Origin of the sequence: Lysinibacillus sp. FSL K6-3209, assembly GCF_037976175.1 — a bacterium.
In the GTDB taxonomy this organism is placed as follows: domain Bacteria; phylum Bacillota; class Bacilli; order Bacillales_A; family Planococcaceae; genus Lysinibacillus; species Lysinibacillus sphaericus_D.
Genome location: NZ_CP150264.1, coordinates 4,061,045 through 4,078,484, shown reverse-complemented (window position 1 = coordinate 4,078,484; position 17,440 = coordinate 4,061,045). Strand labels below are relative to the sequence as shown.

Sequence of the window (17,440 nt, the reverse complement as noted above, 5' to 3'; positions counted from 1 at the left end):
CAGAATGGAGTTTACAAAGTTAATAGATAAACGTCGATCGGCAAATAATTTTATAGAGGGAATTACAATGACGGAGGAGGATATCCGTCCCATTTTAGAAGATGTAAAGCTTGCACCTTCAGCATTCAACTTGCAACACGCGGAATATATTGTTGTGTTAAATCAAGAATTAAAAGAAAAAGTACGTGAGGCTGCATATGGGCAATATAAAGTACATTCAGCGTCCGGTGTGATTTTAGTATTAGGAGATAGAGAAGCTTACAAGCAAACGGCTCATATTAGTCAAGGTATGGTTGATTTAGGTATTATTACAAACTGTGAGCTTGACAATCTTATAGACGATAATACGAAATTTTACGAAGAACGTGGCGAAGCGTTTATGAAGGAGGATGCCATTCGTAATGCATCACTTTCGGCTATGCTCTTTATGTTAGCAGCTAAAAATCGCGGCTGGGATACATGTCCGATGATTGGCTTTGATCAACAACAAATGCGTGCACTATTCAATGTGCCAGCAACACATGAAATTGTACTGATGATGACAATCGGTAAGGAAAAGGAAAGCAGTCAGAGTTTAAGAGGGTATCGTAAACCAGTTGAAGAGTTTACTACTTATTATTAGTGCAGTATAAAATATAAATGCTTAACCAATATTAAAAACAGTAACCATTTAGGAGGAAATATCGTGAAAGTAGTAGCAATCGTAGGTAGTATCCGTAAAGAATCTTATAATATGCAATTAGCAAAGTTTATACAAAAACGTTATACAGAAAAGTTTGAACTAGAAGTATTAAGCTTACGAGATTTACCAATGTACGATCAAGATATTGAAAATGAAGCACCACAAACGGTCTTGGATTTCAAAGCCAAAGTAAAAGCGGCAGACGCGGTACTGTGGATCACACCGGAATATAACGGAACGGTGCCAGGGGTTATGGTAAACGCGATAGATTGGCTATCACGTGTAGATAAAGTAATGATTGGCAAACCTTCCTTTATGATGGGTGCATCTATGGGGAACTTAGGAACAGTTAAAGCACAATTACATTTACGAGATATTTTATTCTCTCCTGGCATTAATTCACCATTATTAAGTGGTAATGATGTTTATATTGGCGCTGTTCATACAAAATTTGATACAGAAGGTAATTTAACAGATGAAGGAACTGTGAAATTCCTTGATTCAGTATTTGAAAACTTTTTAAATTGGGTTAAAAATTATATTTAATAAAAAAGAATGCTAATAAGTATACGACATACTTATTAGCATTTTTTTTAGGGTTGTTTGCATTTTACGGGGTCTTAAGTGTCATGCTTTTCCAGCAGGAGTCGAGCAAAACGTACCTCCTATATCTTTCTAATATATGGCTCATTCTTATTTGCATTAAGTACTACATAGGGTGAAAAATCAATGAGCATGTAGTTTTTATTTTATACTATTTAATAGAAGTATCTTTCTTCTGCATAAAATCTTCACACTTACACGTTATCATTTTGAACTATAGGTGGTTACAGGATGAAAAAACTTTCACTAAAGCTTGGCATTATCTTTTTTATCACATTGTTTTGCATAGAAACATTTATGATGTTATTTTTGCATCTTTCTTTGACGAATTCGAGAGTTGATGAAGAATTAACAAACTTGCAGACAACGGGTAATTCGCATCGAAAGATATTGGAGCAAAATTTCGAAAAGGAAACGTTATCACATATAGTATTAATGGAATCCCGAGATAATACAGACGTTGTCATAACAGATCGTGCTGGCAAAATTTTAGCTACTTCTTCGCAACACCTTGATATAAAAGCATATTTACAGAAGCTTGGAGCAAGCGTACCTTATGATGGTCGGGTGCTAGAGAACAATTGGCAAGATGAAAAGTATATAGCGACCGTTAGTCCAATTCAAAAACAGCAAAAGACCATTGGCTATGTTTTTATGTTCCAAAATACAGATTCTATCCATGCCTTAATGGAGCGATTAAATAAACACTTTCTAATTGTTGGGCTTGTGTCGGGATTGGTGACCATTGTAGTGATTATTGTGTTATCTAGAAAGCTAGCTCGTCCATTAATTGAAATGAAAGAAGCAACATTAAAAATGAGTAATGGGGATTTTACAGTAGACCTTTCAACAAATGGTCAAGATGAATTAAGTGATCTTGCGAATGCTATTCAACTTTTATCTGATGACTTAAATCATTTACGAGAGGAAAGGAAGGAATTTTTATCGAGTATTGCTCATGAGCTGCGAACACCGATTACGTTTATAAAAGGTTATACAGATATTCTTTATAAACGAGATTTATCGGAACGAGATCGTCAAAAGTATTTACGTATTATTATTGAGGAAACGAATCGATTATCACGGTTAATAAAAGAATTATTTGATTTAGCAAAAATGGATGAAAACGCATTTGTTATAAACAAAGAATGTCTTCATCTGGATGACTTTGTGGCAAGTATTGAGGCAAAGTTAAGACCTGCTTTTCATGAAAAACACATTGACCTTTTTGTGCAATGTGAAGCGGGCCTAACTTTATTGGCTGATACAATAAGATTGGAGCAAATTATTTTGAATTTGTTAAATAATGCGCTGACTTATTGTTCCTCAGGCGATTCGACTTTCTTACAAGTGGAAAGAAACAATGATTGCGTATCGATCATTATAAAAGATACCGGAAAAGGAATTCCACAGAAGGATTTACCTTATATTTTTGAACGTTTTTATAGGGTGGATAAATCTCGTACGCGTGCCAATGGCGGTTTAGGATTAGGACTTGCCATTGTAAAGGAGCTCGTTCAAGCACATGGAGGGGAAATTACCGTTGTTAGTGAGGAAAACAAAGGGACTACTTTTAAATTATTGTTTAAGGAGTAGGAACAAATGAAAACATTATTATTAATTGACGATGAACCAAGGATGTTAGAGTTACTGACCCTGTATCTTGAACCTTCTTTTCATTGCATTGCTAGGTCGTCTGTGAGAGATGCTTTAGAATATTTAGAAGAACATCATATCGATTTAGTGCTGTTAGACATAATGATGCCTGATATGGATGGCTGGCAAGTATGCCAGGAAATAAGGAAGTTTTGGGACGTGCCGGTGATTATGCTTACGGCAAAAGGGGAACAGGCTGATATTATAAAAGGGTTAAATCTTGGAGCTGACGACTATATTTTAAAGCCTTTCGATGAGGAAGAATTGCTAGCGCGCATACAGGCTGTTTTAAGAAGAACAAAGGCTGAAGAAATCGTTATTAATTTCGAAGGGCTACGCTTAAATAAAGAATCCTTTGAGTTATCTTTTCACCAAGAGATGATTTCTTTAACGCCAAAAGAATTTTCGATGTTAGCCTTATTTCTTGATTATCAAAATAAAGTTTTCTCAAGAGAGCATTTAATCAACACTGTATGGGGATATAATGTAGCAATTGAAGACCGAACGATTGATTCACATGTCCGCAATTTACGGGATAAGCTTCGAAAAAGTGGCTTTCCAGTGGATGATTATTTACAGACTGTGTGGGGAATCGGCTATAAATGGCATAAAAGCGGTGACAAAAAGGTTTTAGAATGAGGCTGGGACATAACTAAAAAAATTTAAAGAACAGAGGAAAGGTGTTCATAAATTTTTGCTATATGGAGAACTTATCTTTTCTTGCTTTTGCAATAAATAAAAAATTAGAAGTGTTCACTAGTTGTTGGTAGCGGAAGCGGTGACTCCTGCTCAGAACAGCACACAATGTAAGACGTAACAGACCGCGCGTTAGCGAGGGTTGCAGCTTACGGTGCTGAGCGGAAAGCACCGCCGTAGCGGACAACAACGGCGTAGCAAAAAAGGTGTTAGATTGACTGCCATCAATCTAACACCTTTTCTCTTTTGTCCCAACCTCATTATTTTGTCGCTAGCTCGCTATCAGTCACCCATTTATGATTTTTCATTTCTTCACCAGTAGTTGTTAAAGCAAAATCGACCATATAGACAGTCGTTTGTACTGCATCATCAATGCGTACAGTCGCATTTTCCATGCCTGTCATATGTGTAGCATCTGTTTTTACTTCTGTTCCTGGAGATAAAGGTGCTTCACCTGGGTCGATTAATTCCTCATGAATCACCCATTTATGATTTTCAATTGTCTTACCACCAGTAGTAGGCTCGAATGAAATAATATATGCTGTCGTATCGTAAGCGCCGACAATTGTCGCTTCGGCTCCTGTCATTCCTGACATATGGCCATCTGTAAGAATAGCCTTACTGCCGACAGGGAATTTTGGATTTTCGGCTGTTTTTAAAGTGGCTGGAACTTCACCAGAGCTTGAATGATTCATCATGGAATGATCCATTTCATCCCCATGATCCATCTCTTCGCCGTGGTCTGTTTTGTCGCTATGAACAGATTCTGATTTCGCTGTATTATCAGCACAAGCTGAAAGTATTAGTAAAGCAATTGCTGCCACTATCATTAGGAGCCGATTTTTATTTACCACCATATGAATTTCCTCCTTCGATTTGATGTGTCTTTAATGTAACAAGTAAATGTGCAGAAATGATGGATTTAGTTTGAAAAGAGGAAAGTTAGATTCCTAAATGAAGGAAATAATAGACTACGATAATGATGTATGATAGAATCGTCATAATTTTAAAATTTCAGATACTAATGGTGTGACGCTTGTAAACACGAGCATCACTTAAAAGGGAAGTCGGTGTAAATCCGACGCTGTCCCGCAACTGTAACGAGGAGTTCTATGATATTGTAGCCACTGTTTTTAAATGGGAAGGCAATCGTAGATACGATGAATCGGAGCCAGGAGACCTGCCAGTTAGTTCATACCTGTAATGCCCACGAGGATGCAAGCAATTACGGACAATTGATGGATATTTCTCCTAATTTGTTTAGCTAAGGGTATTTCTATGCATGTATGCGTAGAATGCCTTTTTTTATTGCTTCGTCTTTATCATGATTGATAAGGAGTTCATAACCAAATGAATAAAAAATTTATGTTATTTTCTTTGACCCTTTTTCTAGCGCTTATTGCGTCTATGACAGTGGCCATTATGATTGGGTCTGTGTCAGTTACGCCGTTACATGTATGGAAAGTAATTCTTTCGAAAATGCCATTTTTTTCTAGTTCTGTAGAGGCGGATTGGAGTCGCTCGCAAGAGATTATTATATGGCAAATCCGTGTTCCTCGCGTTATCCTAGCGGCTGTTGTTGGTGCAGGTTTAGCTGTTGCTGGTGCTGCTGTTCAAGCACTAGTCCGTAATTCGATAGCTGATCCGTATATTTTAGGTATTTCTTCTGGAGCGACAGTCGGTGCAACAGCTGTCATTATTTTAGGGGCGTTTTCATTTTTAGGCATCTACGCCCTTTCAGTCTCAGCTTTTTTAGGCTCTTTTATTGCAATTGTTTTGGTATTTTTGTTGTCGCGTGTAGGAGGCCGTATTTCGATTTTTCGCCTTTTACTAGCGGGGATGGCGGTGTCCTTTATCTTATCTGCCACTTCGAATTTTATGTTAATGATGTCTAAGGAAGAGGGCGGTATTAAAGCTGTTATGTATTGGATGTTAGGCAGTCTAGCAGGAGCAAAATGGAGTAATTTATTTATTCCAGTCATTGTCTTTTTTATCGTATTTGGATTGTTGTGGCTATACTATCGAAATTTGAATTTATTATTACTTGGGGAAGAAGCGGCCGTCACGTTAGGGGTGAATCTTCAACAGTTTCGCATACAGCTAATAGTACTCGTATCTTTACTGACAGGTGTGCTCGTTGCAGTAAGTGGTTCCATCGGGTTTGTTGGTTTAATTATTCCGCATATCGTACGCTTGCTAGTTGGCTCTAATTATAAACATGTTATCCCCATAAGTGCATTGTTAGGGGGGATTTTTCTAGTTTGGGCGGATGCACTTGCACGTGTATTAATAGCCCCAGAAGAAATGCCGATTGGTATTATTACTGCTTTTTGTGGAGGACCATTTTTCATTTGGCTATTACGTCGAAACAATTATTCATTTGGTGAAGGAGATTAAAGGTTATGACATTAGAAGCAAAGGATGTATCATTCTCCATTCATGATCAATGCATATTAGAGAAAGTAAGTATACAAATAAAAGATAAGCAGTTTGTTGGGTTAATTGGTCCTAATGGAAGTGGAAAGTCTACATTGCTAAAAAATATGTATCGTTTATTAAAGCCAGAAAACGGTACAGTGCTATTAAATGAGCAAGATATTTTTAAGCAATCGAGTAAAGTCATTGCAAAGAAATTAGCAGTTGTCAGTCAAGAAACGCCTGTGTTGTTCGACTTTCTAGTAAAAGATTTAGTGAGTATGGGAAGAACGCCGCATAAAAAGCTTTTTGAGCTGGACAATAAGGAAGACTTTAATATTGTAAAAGAAGCCTTGTCTCAAACAGGTATTGCCCATTTAGAAACACGTAGTTTTACTTCCCTTTCTGGAGGGGAAAAGAAGAGAGTAATGGTTGCGCGTGCACTTGCACAGCAAGCACAGATACTTATTTTAGATGAGCCGACAAATCATTTAGATATCCAGCATCAATTACAACTAATGGATTTAATTCAAACACTGCATTTGACGGTTGTCGCCGCCTTACATGATTTAAATATGGCAGCAATGTACTGCGACTACATTTATGTTTTACAACAAGGACGTATCGTTCAATATGGTACGCCAGAAGAAGTGTTAACGCCTAAACTACTGCGTGATGTTTTTGGAGTATGCGCCGATATTCAAACACACCCACTAACAGGCAAACCCTATTTAACCTATTTAAGTGCCAGTCACTCAAACAATTTTTGAACAATTTCCACGTAGCATAAGGGTACGAAGACTGTGGACTTTTCCGCTGTAGAATGCTTTTTTAGTATGTACATACTAGGCAATATAAATAAAGAAATAACTAATGGTCGTTTGTATAGTTGGGAGATATTCGGGGAACGTTATTTTTGAAAGGATGCGTGATGAATATGGAAGAAGTAAAATTTGCACAATTAGATCACACACAGCTTGAAAAAATTAATGAACTCGAAAAGAAAATTGGCGTTACATTAGTTGCTTATGATGCAGCGGCAATGCCAAACCAAGGTTCAGGTTCGTACGAGACTGATAAAGGCGCACATCAAAACCATCCATCCTAATGCATGAAAATGCCTTGCAGCAATGTAAGGTTTTTTCATTTTATAATAAAACAAAAGGAGATGTGTACATTGTTTCATGACTATTATGCAGATTTACATATTCATATTGGACGAACAATGAGTGGGCGCGCAGTGAAAATTACTGGGAGTAAAACGTTAACATTAGCACGGATTTTAGAGATGGCTAGCGCCAAAAAAGGGCTTGATATTATCGGCATTATTGATTGTCATTCACCAGAAGTCATTGCTGAAATGAATATAATGTTACAACAAGGCGAACTAAAGGAGTTATCGCAAGGTGGACTCCGGTTTCAAGAAACAACGCTTATTCCAGGTTCAGAAATCGAAATATATGATAGCTCCTGCCATGGACCAATTCATGTGCTAGCTTATTTCCCTACTATTCAAGTGATGAAAAAATTTTCTAATTGGATGAGCCAGTATATGAAAAATATTCATTTAAGTTCACAACGTATTTATTGTGAAGGTCGGGCTGTACAACAAAAAGTGCGGGAATTAGGAGGCCTTTTTATTCCAGCACATGTTTTTACGCCATTTAAAAGTTTATTTGGAAAAGGTGTTCATATAAGCTTAACAGAAGTATTCAATCCACAGCTTATAGATGCTATAGAGCTTGGTTTAAGTTCTGATACTAATATGGTCAAAAACATAAAAGAACTTCAAGCCTATACATTTGTTACAAACTCTGATGCACATTCGCTTGGGAAAATGGCTCGTGAATATCAAAAACTAAAATTAATGGCGGCTAATTTTAGCGAATTAAAGATGGCGCTCCATGAACAGGACGGGCGGGCAGTAGTGGCGAATTATGGGTTAAATCCATTGCTCGGCAAATATTATCAAACTGTTTGTGCTAATTGTGGTAAACAGTTAAGTACAGATGTTACCCTTTGTCCATCCTGTGCAAGTACGAAAATTATTAAAGGTGTTGCGACACGTATTAAGGAACTATCAGAGCCGTATGTTGATGAACGTGAGAGACCACCTTACATCCATCAAGTTCCACTCGATTTTATACCAGGTTTAGGTCCGAAAATGATGGAAAGACTATTACATGCATTTGGGACTGAAATGACTATTTTACACCGTATCACGACCGAGCAACTCGAGGAAATTGTGCCACATAAAATAGCTACAATGATTGATTTAGCGAGAACGGGACAATTACATATCGAGGTTGGTGGTGGAGGTGTCTATGGAAAGGTACAGCATAAATAGAGCAGGAAAAGAATGCTAGCCAAAGTATTTACAATATAATGCACCCACTTTTAACCTTAATCTAGTAAACTAGTAATTAGTAGATGAGCAGGAGGAGTGGGTATATGCAATTTTCAAAAAAATTTCGTTTTTTAGCTGCTAGCATGCTAGCTTTACAATTAACAATACCTGTAGGTGCGAATGCGGAAAATAAAGAAGATCACATAGCGCCAAGCTGGGTTGTACAGGCTGATTACATAGCGTTAGGTGATTCATTAGCACATGGTATGAATGAAGTAGGCGTCATTGGCTTAGGCTATACAGATTTTGTAGCACAAGCATTACAACAAGAAGGTTTACTTACATCCTATAATAAAGGGTTTGCCTATTCAGGGTATACAACTAAAAATGTGTTAGCAGACTTACAAAATGATGTAGAAAAACCAGTGACGGGATTTGGTTATACAAACGACCGTGCAAAGCTTAGAACTTCAATTCAAGAAGCAGAGCTGATTACGTTAACTGCTGGTGCTAATGATTTATTGCCAATTTTAAAACAATCGTCAACAACTGGTATTGATACAGCCGCCATTATAAAGGCATCCCAAGAAGCTATAAATAATATAGGGGCAATAATCAATGAAATAAAAAAGTTAAATCCACAGGTACAAATTTATGTGATGGGCTATTATAATTCTTTCCCGTATTATAGCGAAGACTTGCAAACACAGTTTAAAATGCTTTTAGGTATCATGAATGCCTCTATTAAAACAACTGCTGAAAAAGCAGGGGCAATATTTGTGCCAACATATGACGTAGTAGCGAAAGATGTACCTAACTTTTTGCCAAATCCAGAAAACATTCATTTAAGTGAAGCAGGTTATTTAGCGGTAGCAAAGCAGGCATTTTTACCAGCTATAAAAGCAAGTGCACTATGGGATGCATCTTCAGCAATCCAAGTCAATGTCAATAGTAGTACAGCGGCGACTGTAAAATGGCTGGCGGCGACTGATAATGAAGGTGTTACGAACTATCATGTGTATTTGAATAATAAGCTCTATTCTACGGTCGATGCCAATCAAACTGCTATCACACTTGATAGTTTAGCAGAAAATACTGCATATACTGTTGCTATAAAAGCGTTAGATGCGGCTGGTAATGAAAGTGTTCAAAGTCCAACAGCAAGTTTTACAACAGGCAGTAAAGTCCAATTTTTAGATATAGAAAATCATTGGGCAAGGGAGTTCATTCAAAAAGCGGCTGAAAGAGGCATTATGAAGGGCTATGTTGATGGTACTTTTAGACCTGAACAAAATATTACACGCGCTCAAGCAGCAGCGATGCTTGTTAGAAGCTTAGGTTTAACAACAACTAGCAAAGCGCCTTTCACAGATATAGCGAGCTATGATGCCGAAACGCAGTCAGAAATTGCCGCTGCTTATGCACATGGTCTTGTGAAGGGCATTGATGGCAAGTTTAATCCAAGCCAGCCTATTACGCGCGCGCAATTAGCATTAATGATGAATCGTGCTTATGAAAAACAGTTTAACCAAACATATGTGGTGAAACATCAAACACCGTTTACCGATATAAATAGCTACAATGAGGAAACGAAAAATGCGATCACAATGCTGTATGAGCTTGGTATTGTTGCAGGAAGTGAAGGAAGATTTTCTCCTGAAGCCCCAACAAAGAGAAGCCATGCTGCTAAAATATTAGTGAACTTTAGTGAACGTTTGAAATAAACCTTATCAGGAACTTCTTGAAAGCGAATCTATCAGAGGTCATTACGGTTAAGCTAACTATTAAAAAAAGCCGTTCAATAAATCCATTAAGAAGATTTATTGAACGGCTATTTGTTTTCATAGTGAGTAGAGGTACTCTACTTCAATAAGTCAGGGATAAGTGTCAAATCAACGCTGAACTATGAGTTGTCTTTCACTAGATGGCACATATTAATGCTTGCATAATCTGGACAAACTCAAAAGACCTAATGGTTTAGACACTATGATAGTTTGGCAATAATGCCTTCTTCATCATCTAATATAAGCTCAATACCAGTTGAGAAAGGATCGCCGTGTAGAACATCTTTAATCCATACACGTAATGCGCCAATCATAGCAGCGGTATTCAATACTTCGATTTGACCGTTTGTTTCGACTTCCGCGCCGAAGCCAGTCTCATCTTCGTAAGTTAGCTCAACAAGTACGTCTTCAGGGCGAATATTTTTATGATAAGCCTGTGAAAGACAAATTGCATTGATAATATCTTGCTCGTTAATTATTTGTGCCATTGTGTAGCTTCCTGTTCTTTACGTTTTTTATCTTTAAACATATTGATAATTTTAACGACAAGCATCACAATTACAGCAATAGCAGCGATATTAATTAATAAGCCTAAAATATTACCAAGCATACCAAGACTACTAAATAGACTACCGAATAGTAAACCTGCTAAACCACCTAGCATTAAGCCCTTCATAAGGCCGCCAGAGAAAAAGCCACCTTTTTTTGCAGTAGTTGAATCTGTTTTGTTTGTAGACGTCGTATTATTTTTATTTGTTGTAGCATTATTTTGGTCTTTAGAATTATCCTGAGATTTTTGGATATTTGAGCTATTGTTGTTGTTTGAGAAGCCTTTTTTACCTGACTTATATGATTTCGCTTCTGCAGTTGGTGTGTCTGATATTAATAGTGTTGCGCCAACTGATGCAAACATTAGTGTCGCTGCAAAAAGAGCAGCAAGAATTTTTTTCATTACTTACATTCCTCCAAAATCTTTTTTTGTTTTGTCATAAACTAGTTCTTAATAGTAATTTTACATGAACTATAGTGAAAAATAAAATATTCACTACCTGTCATTTAGGAAATTTGCAATATATGAACAAGTAGTGTCAGCATACTGCTGAATGGGAATAGAAAGGAAGGAAAGGAGTAAATGCAGTGCTTCCAACAATGACATTATTAATTTCTGTATTTTTAATGCTATTTATTACGGAAAAAAGGCGTTTTATTAACGCTGTCGTTCTAGGCTTAATAGGGTTGAATATATTTGTAGGTATGACAACACATAATGATTTGTTGATTAACGAACAAGGTATTGTGTCCAAAATGGGTATCATGACGTTGTTCGGTATTATACCAGGTATCATGTTAATACTATCCATTGCGATGTTTTTCAATAGTAAAATCTTGCTTGAAAAAGAAGGACGAAGATTTCGAAATTTACTATTAGCTGTGTTTGGATTGGCTTTCTTGGCAATGATGATTGGCTATGTTTTCGTATTCTTTACAAATATTGAAAATCCTCTTTGGCATATTCTTTTCTTTTATGCGTTTTTGATTTTTGCTTATACGGTATTTTTATATACAAGTGTGATGGTTTACGCTATCATTTATCATTTTGCACCGATAACATATGAACCTGATTATATTCTTGTGCTGGGATCTGGCCTTATTGGTGATAAAGTTCCTCCTCTTTTAGCGAGCCGTTTAGATGAGGCAGCCAAGCAATATAAAAAATATGGAGAGCGACCTTTCATTATCGTCTCGGGTGGGCAAGGGAGTGATGAACAAGTTTCAGAAGCGTTGGCGATGGAAACATATATGATAGATAAACACCAAATACCGAATCGGAAAATATTGATGGAAGATCGGTCGACAAATACAGAGCAAAATATGGCTTTCTCTAAAGCAATCATGGATGCGCACGCACAAGGGAAAAAGTACCGTTCACTTTTTGTTACGAATAATTTTCATGTATTTCGAGCAAGTATTTATGCAAGAAGGGCAAAGCTTGATGCACAAGGTGTAGGCTCTAAAACGGCTTTATATTATATACCTAACGCTTTTACTCGTGAATTTATCGGTTTGTTAGAAATGTATAAATGGGGACATATAACGCTCTTTTTCATCATTACGTTATTTGTAGGACTAATGTTAAGAGCATATGTGTAACCATTCTTGAACTGCCTTCCATATAATAATAGTAAGGCAGTTTTTTTACATAGTGTGCAAGGGGGGAAATGAAATGTATGGGCAATTTTTAGCAAAGCAAAATAAGGAGCGAACGCAGTCCTTACAACAATTAACAAATATACAGAATACATGGTTTGCGCAAAACCTCACTTTACTCGTATTGGATGAAGTACAACTGACAACCTTGCAAAAGATGCTCTATCAAGTTATTCAGGGATTGCTAAGAAAAAAACAACAGCGACACTTACAAATTGTACATCCGGAGCAAACACAAACAGTGCAAGACAATGTACTAACGCTGCTAGCAGAATATGATGATGTATTGCGTGAGGCAATTCCACTTCCAATATATATTTTAATATGGCAAATTACTTCCTTAGAGAAGTTAGCTTATACAACGGAGGTTGTTGATGATGTCCTCGATGTACTGGAATGGTATTTTACACAACAGGACGAAGCAGTTGCTGTTTTTGAAGAAGAAGATTTAGACCATGAAGAAATCATTGATTTATACAAAGCTGCGATTGAAGAACAAGATGCAGATGCCCAATTTGAACTTGGAGAATATTATAGTGCAAATGAGGATACATTTTTCCAACCGAAAAAGTCGATGAAGTGGTTTGAATTAGCGGCAAAACAAGATAATGCCAATGCCCAATATGCTCTTGGTAACTATTATTTTGAAGGAATTGGTGTAGAAGAGAGTTATGATCGTGCCTTTAAGTTATACGAAGCTGCAGCGCAACAAGGGCATGCAGATGCGGCAAATAACTTAGCGGATATGTATTTTAATGGTGAGAGTGTACCCGAAAATATGTCACTTGCTAAACATTGGTTCGAGATTGCTGCTGCACTAGGGGTAGCAGAGGCAATGTTTACATTAGGTATTATGCACGAACAAGGATTAGGTGTTGTGATAGATGAAGAGAAAGCATTTGCCTTTTATAAAAATGCGGCTGAGGCAGGTTATGTTGAAGCGCAATACAGACTAGGTGGAATTTATTTAGAAGGTCACTTAGGGCAAGCTCGGGACATCAATCGTGGCTTATATTGGTTTGAAAGAGCTGCTGAACAATATCATGTAGATGCATTTTATGATTTGGGCTTTATTTGGAGCAAGGGTTTAACGGGGATTCGTAATATTGAAAAAGGGATTCATTGGTTCAAGCAAGCCGCACTCCAAGGAGACCCTGAAGCAAAATTGCAGCTTGGCCATATTTATAACAAAGGTGAGGGAATACCGCGTAATATAAAAGAGGCCAAAAAATGGTATGGACTTGCGGCAGAATCAGGTATAGAAGAGGCAACCGTTTTACTTGAAGAATTAGAAAAGCTTTAAATTTAAAATTTTATGATACTGAAATTTACCCGTAATGGTTAGCAATGAACTAGCCGTTGCGGTTTTTTATTGTAGTGGAAGGGCAAATAGTGATCATATATCTATACATAGAAAAATGATATGGGAGAGAGTCTATTTTTATAGGGGGGCTATTAGTAAAATGGTTATTTTATTCTATTTATTAACAAAATTCACAATGGTTAATTCTATTCATTTTTAAATAAAAAAACAGGATAAAGGACTCTTAATAAATGGTCGAAGGGGAAATATTGAAATTATAGATACTTAATATTACATGTAGTGTTGCAGACGGAATACGTAAATTCTAATAAATACCGTAGAAATAGCTACTGAAAAAAATTGTGACAGCGTTTTAATGCAATTTAACAGATGAAACCCATTTAGTTTACGTTTAAATTGTATACTATTCAATGGTAAAATATAGGATATAATAAATTGACAATTATATTAAAAATGTATAATGTATATGAGTAATTTTAATAATGAAAAATGATGAATTACTGATTATTATGATGTTATTTTGTTATATTATTTTCTTGTAAATTTATTAATAGTTGTGGTATCTTTTCATAGATTTGTCAATATATTTGGGTAAACGGAATGGGATTTTTGCTCAGCTTTTCAAAAGAACACGTAATGAAAGAGGGAAAAGTGTGATTTTTCAAAAACAGAAAAAGGCAATGACGTTAGATTTACAGCAATACTCGGTGACAATGGATGTTCCGAACTCTCGAACACTGGTTAAGCAAATTGAAATGCTAAATTTGACAATAGAAGATTTACAATATTTAAAAGCTTTTAAACCATTTGTTGAGGACAACATAAATCACATCGTTGACCGGTTTTATGAAATGATTGGAACTGAGCATAGTTTAGTAGATATTATTAATAAACATAGTTCTGTGGATAAATTGAAGGTCACATTGCGTCGTCATATTATTGAAATGTTTAACGGTACAATTGATGATGAATTTTATAAAAGACGAGTAAGTATTGCAAAAGTGCATGTACATATCGGACTGAGAACACAATGGTATATTTGTGCTTTCCAAGATTTAACCATGTCATTTATTGATTTAGTTGAAGAACATGTAGTGCATCCGAAAGACCAATTGAATACAATACGAGCAATTTCTAAAATTTCTAATTTCGAGCAACAACTTGTATTAGAAGCGTTTGAAAGTACAATTGAGCAACTGAAGGAAAACGTTGAACGTGAGAAAGAAGCAGTTGAGAAAAAAATTGTGGAATCGTCAGAAGGATTAGCGACCATTTCACAAGAAACAAATGCCTCCTTCCATCTATTAAATAATCAATCACATGAAATTAAGCAATTGGCAAAAAAATCGCTTCAGGTGAGTACGTTAGCAGAAAGTCAAGCAATAGAAGGTCGCGAATGCTTACAACATCAATCTCAAAATATGTGTAATATTATTCAGTCAGTGGATGATATTACGGATAATATTAAACAATTAACGGATATGTCGAAAGAAATGGAAGCGATTATGAATGTTGTAACGAACATTGCCAACCAAACAAATCTGCTTGCTTTAAATGCAGCTATTGAAGCAGCCCGCGCTGGAGAGGCGGGGAAAGGCTTTAGTGTTGTGGCAGAGGAAGTACGTAAATTGTCTAGTCAGACGAAAGAATCTGTTACATCCGTTGCAAAATTATTAGAAAAAACGACAGAGCGAACGTCTAAACTGGCATATTCGCTTAGTAATATTCAGGCAGAGGTTGCTTCAGGTGAGGAGAACATGGCTCAAACTGAAGGACAGTTTAACAAAATATTAGATGCAATGACAGAAGCTAAGTGTCAAAATGACCTTATGGAAAAAGAGGTTCAGGCCGTTGCTCAGGTCCTTCATGAGCTTGGGCAAGCATTTAATGAGGTAACAAATTCAGCTGACAAATTAGCAAATGTCGCACAAAACTTAAACTAGGTGTCAGGCACTCAAACAATTTGAAATTGTTTGAGTGCCTGACACTTTATAGTGTTGCTAAATTTGTAATGGGTTGAACGTTATTGTTTGTGAAAAAAGTTTATACTAATAAGGAGAGAAATAACGAATTAGGGGCGATACTTTATGAAAACAATAGTTGTATTAGGTGGCGGCATTACTGGTTTATGTACGATGCATTATTTACAACGCCAAGTATTGCAAAAAAACATAGATGTCAAACTAGTGCTTGTTGAGAAAAATCCATACTTAGGTGGTAAGTTACATTCCGCTTATGAGCAAGGCTTCATTATGGAAACGGGTGCTGACTCAATTGTGGCTCGTCATAAAGGGGTCATGGAGCTGGTGCAGGAGCTTAATTTTGAACAGGAGCTAGTGTACAACGAAACAGGGATATCTTATATCTATACAAATGACGAATTACATGCGATCCCTGCTGATTCAACATTCGGTATTCCAATGAGTTTAGCGTCTCTTGAAGCAAGTACGCTAGTATCAGAAGCTGGTAAACAAATAGCATTGCAAGATTTAACAATGCCGAATAAAAGCTTTACTAAGGACAGCTCAATCGGTGAGTTTTTAACATATTACTTAGGGGAAGAACTTGTACAAAATCAAATTGCACCAGTATTAGCTGGGGTATACTCGGGTGACCTCCATCAACTGTCGATAGCTTCTACCTTACCGTACATAATCGACTATAAAAATGAGTACGGTAGTATTATTAAAGGTTTTGAGGCAAATCGCGAACAATTCGTGAAAGCTTCCAACAAAAAGTTTATTTCGTTTAAACAGGGCTTATCGTCACTTATCAATCGTCTTGAAGAAACGTTAACAAATGTAGAAATTATTAAAGGCGTAGCAACAACCAATGTAAAAAAACAGGAAAAACATTATACAATCACATTAGCAGATGGGAGGAAGTTTGAGGCTGGGCACGTAGTATTAGCACTGCCAAATGAAGCCGTGCAAAGCTTATTACTGGACCCATCTTTGGATCGCTATTTTAAAGAATTTACTACAGCCTCTGCCATCACCATATACTTAGGCTTTGATGTACCGGATGCAGTGCTACCAGCAGATGGGACAGGCTTTATTGTGTCACATAACTCGAATGTACAATGCAATGCCGCAACATGGACAAGCCGAAAATGGAAACATACATCTGCTAATAGTAAATTGCTTGTGCGCCTCTTTTATAAAAGCATTAACCCTGCATACGAAACATTACGTATGATGACAGATGAAGAATTGACAGCTGTAGCATTAGAGGATGTAAAGAAAAGCTTAGGCATTGATGAAAAACCAATGGTTGTAAATGTAGCCAAGTGGATCGATCAAATGCCAAAATACGATTTGGCACATCATGAGGCGTTGAAAGGCTTAACAGCGGAGCTTGCAGAACGGTATCCCAACTTATCGATAGCAGGTTGCTCATATTTCGGGGTAGGTATTGGTGCTTGTATTCAAAATGGTAAAAAAATAGGCGAAGCGCTTGCGGAAAAACTAGAATAACAGTGAAGTTAAAACTAAAATAATATTTTTTTCGGGAGAAATCTCCTTTGTTAAGTGAAATAGTCTTGACTCTATCGTCTGTAAACGATATGATTCTTTTAATTATTTGAAAAATTCATACTACATTCTTATCAAGAGAAGCAGAGGGACTGGCCCTATGAAGCTTCAGCAACCAACTTATGTCAGGTGCTAAATCCAGAAGACCTTTTTGGTCGAAGATGAGAAGGAACAACAATTGCGATTCGTTAA

The 17,440-nt window shown here is 36.7% G+C and carries 16 protein-coding genes and 2 riboswitches; of the genes, 13 read left to right on the top strand and 3 right to left on the bottom strand.

Annotation, left to right across the window (positions count from 1 at the left end; genetic code table 11):
• The first annotated feature begins 4 nt into the window (after window positions 1-4).
• The 4 genes from MHH88_RS19825 to MHH88_RS19810 all read left to right on the top strand — a co-directional run bounded on the left by MHH88_RS19825 (window position 5) and on the right by MHH88_RS19810 (window position 3,580).
• On the top strand, window positions 5-622 hold the full coding sequence (locus MHH88_RS19825) for a nitroreductase family protein (protein WP_069510960.1): 618 nt from the start codon (window positions 5-7) through the stop codon (window positions 620-622).
• A 63-nt stretch (window positions 623-685) separates the two neighbouring features.
• Window positions 686-1,228: an NADPH-dependent FMN reductase gene (locus MHH88_RS19820; RefSeq protein WP_069510958.1), complete on the top strand. Its 543-nt coding sequence runs from the start codon at window positions 686-688 to the stop codon at window positions 1,226-1,228.
• Window positions 1,229-1,516: 288 nt separating this feature from the next.
• On the top strand, window positions 1,517-2,881 hold the full coding sequence (locus MHH88_RS19815; RefSeq protein ID WP_339260199.1) for a HAMP domain-containing sensor histidine kinase: 1,365 nt from the start codon (window positions 1,517-1,519) through the stop codon (window positions 2,879-2,881).
• 6 nt (window positions 2,882-2,887) lie between these two features.
• Window positions 2,888-3,580, top strand: a complete 693-nt coding sequence (locus MHH88_RS19810; RefSeq protein WP_069511340.1) for a response regulator transcription factor — start codon at window positions 2,888-2,890, stop codon at window positions 3,578-3,580.
• A 317-nt stretch (window positions 3,581-3,897) separates the two neighbouring features.
• On the opposite strand, the gene MHH88_RS19805 is transcribed toward MHH88_RS19810, so the two are convergent.
• A complete protein-coding gene (locus tag MHH88_RS19805) occupies window positions 3,898-4,494 on the bottom strand; it encodes a YdhK family protein (protein ID WP_339260196.1) in 597 nt (198 codons plus the stop codon).
• Window positions 4,495-4,645: 151 nt separating this feature from the next.
• Window positions 4,646-4,840, top strand: a riboswitch (cobalamin riboswitch).
• 147 nt (window positions 4,841-4,987) lie between these two features.
• On the opposite strand from MHH88_RS19805, the gene MHH88_RS19800 reads away from it, so the two are divergent.
• The 5 genes from MHH88_RS19800 to MHH88_RS19780 all read left to right on the top strand — a co-directional run bounded on the left by MHH88_RS19800 (window position 4,988) and on the right by MHH88_RS19780 (window position 10,123).
• Window positions 4,988-6,034, top strand: coding sequence for an iron chelate uptake ABC transporter family permease subunit (locus tag MHH88_RS19800; RefSeq protein ID WP_339260194.1), 1,047 nt, complete (start codon window positions 4,988-4,990; stop codon window positions 6,032-6,034).
• Between the two features lie 5 nt (window positions 6,035-6,039).
• Window positions 6,040-6,822: an ABC transporter ATP-binding protein gene (locus MHH88_RS19795; RefSeq protein ID WP_339260192.1), complete on the top strand. Its 783-nt coding sequence runs from the start codon at window positions 6,040-6,042 to the stop codon at window positions 6,820-6,822.
• A gap of 167 nt (window positions 6,823-6,989) precedes the next feature.
• A complete protein-coding gene (locus MHH88_RS19790; RefSeq protein ID WP_176723185.1) occupies window positions 6,990-7,160 on the top strand; it encodes a hypothetical protein in 171 nt (56 codons plus the stop codon).
• A 117-nt stretch (window positions 7,161-7,277) separates the two neighbouring features.
• Complete coding sequence (locus MHH88_RS19785; protein ID WP_339263132.1) at window positions 7,278-8,399, top strand: endonuclease Q family protein; 1,122 nt, start codon at window positions 7,278-7,280, stop codon at window positions 8,397-8,399.
• A gap of 104 nt (window positions 8,400-8,503) precedes the next feature.
• The gene (locus MHH88_RS19780; protein WP_339260190.1) at window positions 8,504-10,123 is read left to right on the top strand and encodes an S-layer homology domain-containing protein; all 1,620 of its coding nucleotides are present in this window, start codon (window positions 8,504-8,506) and stop codon (window positions 10,121-10,123) included.
• A gap of 260 nt (window positions 10,124-10,383) precedes the next feature.
• Here the strand turns inward: MHH88_RS19780 and MHH88_RS19775 are convergent, their stop codons facing one another.
• Both MHH88_RS19775 and MHH88_RS19770 read right to left on the bottom strand, forming a co-directional pair.
• Window positions 10,384-10,671, bottom strand: a complete 288-nt coding sequence (locus tag MHH88_RS19775; RefSeq protein WP_103978015.1) for a DUF2653 family protein — start codon at window positions 10,669-10,671, stop codon at window positions 10,384-10,386.
• On the bottom strand, window positions 10,659-11,135 hold the full coding sequence (locus MHH88_RS19770; RefSeq protein ID WP_024363961.1) for a hypothetical protein: 477 nt from the start codon (window positions 11,133-11,135) through the stop codon (window positions 10,659-10,661). Before MHH88_RS19770 ends, MHH88_RS19775 begins: the two co-directional genes overlap by 13 nt.
• A 197-nt stretch (window positions 11,136-11,332) precedes the next feature.
• On the opposite strand from MHH88_RS19770, the gene MHH88_RS19765 reads away from it, so the two are divergent.
• From MHH88_RS19765 to hemG, 4 genes are all read left to right on the top strand, one after another.
• The gene (locus tag MHH88_RS19765) at window positions 11,333-12,334 is read left to right on the top strand and encodes a YdcF family protein (RefSeq protein WP_339260187.1); all 1,002 of its coding nucleotides are present in this window, start codon (window positions 11,333-11,335) and stop codon (window positions 12,332-12,334) included.
• Between the two features lie 73 nt (window positions 12,335-12,407).
• A complete protein-coding gene (locus MHH88_RS19760) occupies window positions 12,408-13,694 on the top strand; it encodes a tetratricopeptide repeat protein (RefSeq protein WP_339260185.1) in 1,287 nt (428 codons plus the stop codon).
• Window positions 13,695-14,368: 674 nt separating this feature from the next.
• Entirely contained in the window at window positions 14,369-15,658 is a 1,290-nt protein-coding gene (locus tag MHH88_RS19755) for a globin-coupled sensor protein (RefSeq protein ID WP_339260183.1), read from the top strand.
• A gap of 144 nt (window positions 15,659-15,802) precedes the next feature.
• Complete coding sequence (gene hemG, locus MHH88_RS19750) at window positions 15,803-17,191, top strand: protoporphyrinogen oxidase (protein WP_339260181.1); 1,389 nt, start codon at window positions 15,803-15,805, stop codon at window positions 17,189-17,191.
• A 125-nt stretch (window positions 17,192-17,316) separates the two neighbouring features.
• A riboswitch (SAM riboswitch) is annotated at window positions 17,317-17,416 on the top strand.
• Window positions 17,417-17,440 lie beyond the last annotated feature (24 nt).

Coding starts and splice junctions, on each gene's coding strand:
- MHH88_RS19760 (WP_339260185.1), top strand. CDS start 12,408: ATGTATGGGCAATTTTTAGCAAAGCAAAATAAGGAGCGAACGCAGTCC.
- MHH88_RS19800 (WP_339260194.1), top strand. CDS start 4,988: ATGAATAAAAAATTTATGTTATTTTCTTTGACCCTTTTTCTAGCGCTT.
- MHH88_RS19825 (WP_069510960.1), top strand. CDS start 5: ATGGAGTTTACAAAGTTAATAGATAAACGTCGATCGGCAAATAATTTT.
- MHH88_RS19790 (WP_176723185.1), top strand. CDS start 6,990: ATGGAAGAAGTAAAATTTGCACAATTAGATCACACACAGCTTGAAAAA.
- MHH88_RS19810 (WP_069511340.1), top strand. CDS start 2,888: ATGAAAACATTATTATTAATTGACGATGAACCAAGGATGTTAGAGTTA.
- MHH88_RS19805 (WP_339260196.1), bottom strand. CDS start 4,494: ATGGTGGTAAATAAAAATCGGCTCCTAATGATAGTGGCAGCAATTGCT.
- MHH88_RS19775 (WP_103978015.1), bottom strand. CDS start 10,671: ATGGCACAAATAATTAACGAGCAAGATATTATCAATGCAATTTGTCTT.
- MHH88_RS19815 (WP_339260199.1), top strand. CDS start 1,517: ATGAAAAAACTTTCACTAAAGCTTGGCATTATCTTTTTTATCACATTG.
- MHH88_RS19785 (WP_339263132.1), top strand. CDS start 7,278: ATGAGTGGGCGCGCAGTGAAAATTACTGGGAGTAAAACGTTAACATTA.
- MHH88_RS19780 (WP_339260190.1), top strand. CDS start 8,504: ATGCAATTTTCAAAAAAATTTCGTTTTTTAGCTGCTAGCATGCTAGCT.
- MHH88_RS19795 (WP_339260192.1), top strand. CDS start 6,040: ATGACATTAGAAGCAAAGGATGTATCATTCTCCATTCATGATCAATGC.
- MHH88_RS19765 (WP_339260187.1), top strand. CDS start 11,333: ATGACATTATTAATTTCTGTATTTTTAATGCTATTTATTACGGAAAAA.
- MHH88_RS19770 (WP_024363961.1), bottom strand. CDS start 11,135: ATGAAAAAAATTCTTGCTGCTCTTTTTGCAGCGACACTAATGTTTGCA.
- hemG (WP_339260181.1), top strand. CDS start 15,803: ATGAAAACAATAGTTGTATTAGGTGGCGGCATTACTGGTTTATGTACG.